This is a genomic window from Turicibacter sp. GALT-G1, from assembly GCF_025594995.1.
Taxonomy (GTDB): Bacteria; Bacillota_I; Bacilli_A; order MOL361; family Turicibacteraceae; genus Turicibacter; species Turicibacter bilis.
Map to the genome: position 1 here is coordinate 39,276 of NZ_JAMQUS010000075.1, position 6,795 is coordinate 46,070.

Sequence of the window (6,795 nt, forward strand, 5' to 3'; positions counted from 1 at the left end):
TATTTCGTTTGCTTGTGTTATACTTTCCGTGAGGTGTTAAATATGGATTTTAATAAATTATTAAATGTAAGTACTCAATTAGGAAAAATGCTTCTTGAAAATGGAGCTGAAATATATCGCGTCGAAGAATCGATTCAACGGATGGGACTAGCTTACGGTGCTAAAGAGGTCGATGTCTACGCTGTCCCAACGACCATTATTATCACGATTACAACGCCAGAAAATATTAATATTACAAAGACAAAAAGGATTCATGATCGCTCAACTAACTTAGATAAAGTTGAACGATTAAACAATTTATGTCGACAAATCTGTCAAACAACACCAGAGTTGAAATTAGTTAAAGAAGAATTAGAGGTCATTGCAAATCGTCCTATTTATAGCTTCAGAGTTCAATTATTAGCCTATGCCATCACGTGCTCAACTTTTACCCTCTTTTTCGGTGGAACACTTCTGGACGCTTGTTGTGCACTTTTAATTGGACCGCTCATTAAGATTGTTTCATCTCATCTGAGTCGATTCCGAACAAATCCATTTTTCATTACCATCTTGTGTAGTTTAATGTGCGCTTTTTTAACAACATTTGCTTGTGATCTTGGAATAGGACAACAAGTGGATAAGATTATTATCGGTCTTGTCATGACATTAGTTCCGGGAGTAGCGATTACTAATTCAGTTCGTGACGTCATTGCAGGTGACTTTATTGCTGGCCAAACAAAAATGACAGAAGCGTTACTAACAGCTACCTCTATTGCACTCGGAACTGGGATCGCTTTATCTTTAGCATCATACTTCTAGGAGGAATTCGATGAAAATCTTGCTATCTTGTTTATATTCATTCGTAGCTACGATTGGTTTTTGTGTCATCTTTAATATTCGTGGAAAAATGGTCTTCTTTGCCTCATTTGGTGCAGCTTTAGGGTGGCTTGCGTTTGAGCTATCAGCATTTTTTGGAACTGATTTAAGTCAATATTTCATCGCAACCGTTGTAATTGCTCTTTATGCTGAAATTATGGCTCGTCTGCATAAAGTACCTGTCACAGTTTACTTAATTGCTGCTTTAATTCCTCTCGTTCCTGGTAGCGGAATTTATTATACAATGGAACACTTTATTGATGGAAACATTGACGCCTTTTTATCCACATTTGTCCACACGATTGCTATTGCAGGATGTTTAGCCTTTGGTATTCTACTCGTATCATCACTCGTTCGTCTAACTAATCGAATCAAATTAGATAAAAACAAAAGAAAAGTCGCTCGTTAATTTAACGGCGACTTTTTTCTATTTAATATAACCTTTAGCTACACACTCTTCAACAACATGATGAATTAAATCTTTAAAGGCTTGTGGTCCTTTTTCAAGCGTAATTTGATTTCTTTTATAAACTTGCTCCACAGAAATTTCATGCTGTGCCCAAGTTCCACCCTCATTCACATAATTCATAATTAATGGCTGTAGTCGATCAAGCATAGCTGCATATTCAGCTTCAGGTGTTTCACATGCTTCAAACTCTTCCCATAAAATACGCAACTCTTGACCTTGATCAGTTTCTAATAAACCAAAAATTTTATCTGCTGATGCTTGTTCACGTGCTTCTTTATCCTGCATTCCCTCTTCATCGAAGCAAAAGGTATCACCTGCGTAAATTTCAACTAAATCGTGAATTAACACCATCTTTATCACTTTTAAAAGGTCAACATTTTCATCCACATACTCTACAAATAAAAATGCCATGATTGCTAAGCTCCATGAATGTTCTGCGTCATTTTCACGACGAGATCCGTCTGCAATCGAAGTCATACGTAAAATATTTTTAACCTTATCAATCTCCAAAAAGAAATCTAACTGCTTCTTAAAACGGTCGGTCATCATATAAATCCTCCTTTTATTTTAATTATTATAACACAATAATTACTGAAGCTATTGAGAGAATTTACAATCTGTTATTTGCTTTATTGATAAGAACTAAAGCTAAAACAATTGATTCCAATTAAATAATTCAAATAGGTAACGTAATTATAACCCGTGCTCCACCTGTTAGCGTATTAGTTAATTTCATCGATCCATCATGTAAATCAATAATGCGTTTACTAATATATAGTCCTAATCCACTACCTCCATCTTTAGTTCGTGCTTTATTTCCTCGGTAAAACTTGTTGATCCCATATTTTAAATCATAATCAGAGAACCCCTCTCCTTCATCAATTACTTCAACATACAAATTATAATCATCTGAATCAAGATGAATTGTAATAGTAGATGAATGTGGAGCATATCTAAAAGCATTCATCACAAGATTATCAAGGACACGTGCTATTTGATTTCGATCTATTTCTACTTGTAAACAAGGATTAATATCTTTTAAATTGAGCGTTAAATTTATATTCCGCTGTTTAGCTAATCCTTCATATAAGCTTACTTGACTTAAGAAAAAGTCTTTCACTAGGACACCTTCTTTTGTCAATTTAAAGTCAACTTGTTCAACTTGAGATAATAGATTTAAATCTTCCACTAACAGTATCGCCCGAGATGTAGCTCCTTCTAACACATTTAAATATTTAACACATCGATCTTCATAACGATAAGCTCCGTCTTGAAGCATTTCAACATGACCTTTTATGACCGTTAATGGACTTCTTAAATCATGAGCTAAAGAACTAATTAACTCCTTTTGTTGTTGCTCAATCTTCCATTGTTCATTTAATGACTCTTTTAATGTTTGGCGCATTTGTTCAAATGAAACAATAACATCTTGGAATTCATTTCGATAGTCATAAGAAAGCTCAAACTCTAAATTATTATTGTTAATGTTTTTAGCGGCCCATGTAAGCTTTCGTATAGGAACTAAAATATTGATTCTAAGTTTACGACCAAATAACCACATATAAAAGCCTAAGAACAAAAATGGAAGAGATAAGAAACATAAAGAAAAGAAACTATAAATCAATGAGTTATTTTGGATTGAAATCATTCGGATTGGATACGTGATGATGATGCATCCACCTAGCTCGTCCGTACTTGTTAACAATGGAATATAGTGCTTCGTATTATTATAAAAATCAATGTCACGAGTATTTATTTTTAAAAGTAATTGTTGTTTTGTCCATTCCTTAACTTCACTATTTCCATAACTTTCATTCTTTTCAAAATTAATAACCTGATATGTCACATCTTCAAAGTCGAGCAATTGATTTAACTCTTCTTCTCCATGTCCATTTAACAATTCACTCGAATGATGATTTACATAATCAATCCATTTAGGAAGTTGCTGATCATAATAGTTCGCTGGGTAAAGAAAATGAAGTGCAATAACAAAAATAATAAACCAACCAGCAATAGTACTAATAAATGTACAGCTAATAATGGCAAGAAAGCTTAAATTAATTTGTTTTGATAACGAATATTTTTTAAACAATATTAAAACTTCCCTTCTTGATCCTCACTCCACTTATAGCCAATTCCCCATACCGTTTTTAAATAATTAAAGTGTTGGTCTACTTTTAAAAATTTAGCTCTTATTTTTTTAACGTGTTCCGCAATCGTTTGTGAATCCCCTTCTGCCTCTAATCCCCAAATTTTCTCATAAATTTTTTCTTTTGAAAAAACTTGGTTTCGATTAAGTGCTAATAATTCGATAATTTCATATTCTCGCTTTGTAAATGAAATCAACTCTTCCTTATATAAAATTTCTTTACTTTTTAAATTAATTTTAATATCTTGAAACATTAAATAGCTTGGTTCAACTTCTGAACGACGATTCACTTGACGAAGATGAGCAGTAATTCTTGCTTTTAATTCTCTTAAACTAAATGGCTTCTTAATGTAGTCATCTCCTCCTATCGCTAACCCTTCAATCAAATCTGATTCTAAAACTTTAGCCGTTAAAAATAAAATAGGACATGTCACAGAGTCTCGAATAGCTTTGCATAACTCAAACCCATTCTGTCCAGGCATCATGACATCTAAAATGATTAAATCAGGATGCTGTTTTAATTGCTTGATAGCTTCGCTACTATTTTGAGCTCGATAAACAAGATAGCCCTCATCACTTAAAGCATCATATAACATCTGTAAAATTTCTAAATCATCATCAACGACTAATAGCTTTTGACTCATTGTTCTCCCTCTTTCCTAAGATAAATAATCGTTTCGTTTAAACATGACATATGAACTTCCCATGCCTAGTCCTAAAATAACTATTAAACTTAGTATAACATGACCTCCTGCTTCTATGCCTAATAACAAATCAAAAATTGAACGTGTCGAAGTTGCTAAAAATTCAAATGGTACTATTGAAAACCCTATTCCATACAATAAGAAAATAGATGCTACATAACTTAATAACGGACTTGATAACAATAAACTAATGCTACTAATCACACTAATTATTGCAAGCAACATAAAATATTCGACTAAATAAAACTTGAAATTAAAAAAGATAGCTTCAGACATCGTATACGAAACCTCTGGGTTAAAAAAGGAAGTAGCCGGAGTCTGTGGCAATAATACACCTCCTAAAATCATCGCTAAGATCCATAGTATGAACATTAAGATTCCCATGATGATGGCTAAACTAATGATCTTTGCACTATAAAACTGTGTTCTTGAGTAAGGGCGAATCATGACTATTCGATATTCACCACTTGTACGCTCGCGATTAAATGATTCAACGACTAACAATGGACAAAGGACTAACACGAGATAAAAATGATAATCTCTTAGAACAAAGGGGGCAAAATTTAATGCATCTAATTTTGCCGTTTGGTTAGGATCATAAAATCCAATCCCAAAGGAACTATTAAAAAAGGCTAAAAATAAAAAGGCTAAAACACTTAAAATTAAAATAATAATTGTTCGTCGCCTCATAACTAAACGCGACAATTCACTTTGTATTAATATTTTCAAACTATCACCTCATTAAATAAATTGATCTTGCTTTCCTGTTAAGTAATAACTTAATCCTAAAAAAACACTTAAATAAACACTTAAAACGATGACACTCTCACGTAACATCTCTTGATGTCCGGTAATCATTGAGTAAATTCCTTTTAATTGCATCATAGGTAGTGACCACAAACTAAATAGACTGACGTCTAAACTGAATAGATAAGGTTGTATCACTTGAAGAATTAAATAAAACCCAAAGCCACCTAAAATAAATAACATTCCAAACACGGTCGTTGTCACAACAGAACAAACCATTATCGCTAGCAAGGAGATTCCCAATGTAAAAACCGATAAAATCAGTAAAACCGCTATATAATATTTAACCGTTAATAATAAACATTGAGTTGGATTTAATGCTTCATGACTTAAAAAACTAATGATCTGATTTTCTTTAGGAAACATGATAAAACCAATAATATAAGAACAAATCAGATAAGCTACAATGAAAAGAAATAAGCTAAGTAGGAGAATCAAAAGCTTAACCAAATATACTTGTCTCGTACTATATCCTCTAATTAAAATCATCCGAATTTCACTATTTTCATACTCAGAAGCAATACTCATTCCCGTCATAATAACAGGAATTGCAAATAGATAAAACGTAAAAATCTTATGTAACGGCATATATAAAGCAAATGTATGAAAGGTTGCGACTTTTTCAACTGAGACTATTTCATTTGCCTTTACTGCTTGTGACACCATGAGTGCTACCATTAAAGGGATGGATAAATATAAGCCCCATAATGACTTCTTTTTAAAATAGCGCATGGCTTCATTTTTTATGAGTAATTTCATCTTTCGTCCCTCCTCATTGAATGAGCTGAATAAATACTTCCTCTAGTGAGGCACCTTCTTGACCTAAGTTTAAAAAATCCTCTTTTGTTCCTTTCCAAGCAATCTCACCCTTTTTAATAATGACGAGTCGATTACAAATTTTCTGAAGTTCATCTAGAAGGTGACTTGAAATAAAGAAAGTAATGTTATGTTCCTGATTTAATTTCAAAATTAACTCTCTTAACTGAACTATTCCGATTGGATCCAATCCATTAGCCGGTTCATCTAAAATAATAACTGTTGGATCATTTAGTAACGCCTGTGCAATACCTAAACGTTGCTTCATTCCAAGAGAATACGTTGAAATCTTATCTTTTTTTCGTTCACTTAACCCTACAATCTCAAGTACTTCAGATACTTTTTGCTGACGCTTTACTTTAGATTGATTGGGAATCAATAATGCTAAATTCATTAAAGCTTCTTCTCCACTCATATGAGAAAAGAAAATAGGGGACTCTACAATGGCACCTAAATGCTTTAGTGCTTCTTTTCGATTTTTTATCACATCGTATCCATTTAAACAAATCTCTCCTGATGTTGGTTTCACAAGCGACGTCAGCATTCGAATGATCGTTGTTTTCCCAGCTCCATTTGGTCCGATAAATCCACAAATATCTCCTTTAGATACTTGAAAATTAACATCCTTAATAATCTCACGTCGTCTAATCTTTTTACTTAAGTCTTGAACAACTAACACTTCATTCATTAATAATCACTCCTTTAACTTCTTAACTGAGCGGATCTTATAATAAAATTTTAAAGATTTTATAAAGAAACTTTCACATAAAAAAGATGTAACTTTACTATGAACCGTAAAGTTACATCTTTTTTATGGTTTATATAAGAAGCAGTCATTATTTAACATAACACAATACTAAATAGAGAATCTAATCGTTTCCAAATAGTTAAATCAAATGGTTATCTAAATTTAAAAAAGGTGAATTTATTCAAAGGTAAATCATATATACACTTACTTCAAATTATTATAAATAATGGATAGGTTACAATTAATT

Annotated in this window: 8 protein-coding genes; 2 read left to right on the top strand and 6 right to left on the bottom strand. The window is 32.4% G+C overall.

The features are described 5' to 3' along the window. The first annotated feature begins 42 nt into the window (after positions 1-42). Both NEH74_RS12240 and NEH74_RS12245 read left to right on the top strand, forming a co-directional pair. Positions 43-798 (top strand): threonine/serine exporter ThrE family protein, encoded by a 756-nt coding sequence (locus NEH74_RS12240; RefSeq protein ID WP_055241852.1) that lies wholly within the window; start codon positions 43-45, stop codon positions 796-798. A 10-nt stretch (positions 799-808) separates the two neighbouring features. Further along, entirely contained in the window at positions 809-1,264 is a 456-nt protein-coding gene (locus NEH74_RS12245) for a threonine/serine exporter family protein (protein ID WP_055277194.1), read from the top strand. 18 nt (positions 1,265-1,282) lie between these two features. On the opposite strand, the gene NEH74_RS12250 is transcribed toward NEH74_RS12245, so the two are convergent. The 6 genes from NEH74_RS12250 to NEH74_RS12275 form a co-directional block, all read right to left on the bottom strand. Continuing rightward, the gene (locus NEH74_RS12250; protein WP_055305435.1) at positions 1,283-1,873 is read right to left on the bottom strand and encodes an HD domain-containing protein; all 591 of its coding nucleotides are present in this window, start codon (positions 1,871-1,873) and stop codon (positions 1,283-1,285) included. 127 nt (positions 1,874-2,000) lie between these two features. Beyond that, positions 2,001-3,416, bottom strand: coding sequence for a sensor histidine kinase (locus tag NEH74_RS12255; RefSeq protein WP_055305436.1), 1,416 nt, complete (start codon positions 3,414-3,416; stop codon positions 2,001-2,003). Positions 3,417-3,418: 2 nt separating this feature from the next. Beyond that, positions 3,419-4,117, bottom strand: coding sequence for a response regulator transcription factor (locus NEH74_RS12260; protein ID WP_055305437.1), 699 nt, complete (start codon positions 4,115-4,117; stop codon positions 3,419-3,421). Positions 4,118-4,132: 15 nt separating this feature from the next. After that, positions 4,133-4,906 carry an ABC transporter permease gene (locus NEH74_RS12265; RefSeq protein ID WP_055305438.1) on the bottom strand — a complete coding sequence of 258 codons (774 nt, stop codon included), beginning with the start codon at positions 4,904-4,906 and terminating at the stop codon, positions 4,133-4,135. Between the two features lie 12 nt (positions 4,907-4,918). After that, entirely contained in the window at positions 4,919-5,743 is an 825-nt protein-coding gene (locus NEH74_RS12270; RefSeq protein WP_055305439.1) for an ABC transporter permease, read from the bottom strand. Between the two features lie 13 nt (positions 5,744-5,756). Beyond that, on the bottom strand, positions 5,757-6,488 hold the full coding sequence (locus NEH74_RS12275; RefSeq protein WP_055305440.1) for an ABC transporter ATP-binding protein: 732 nt from the start codon (positions 6,486-6,488) through the stop codon (positions 5,757-5,759). Positions 6,489-6,795: the final 307 nt, after the last annotated feature.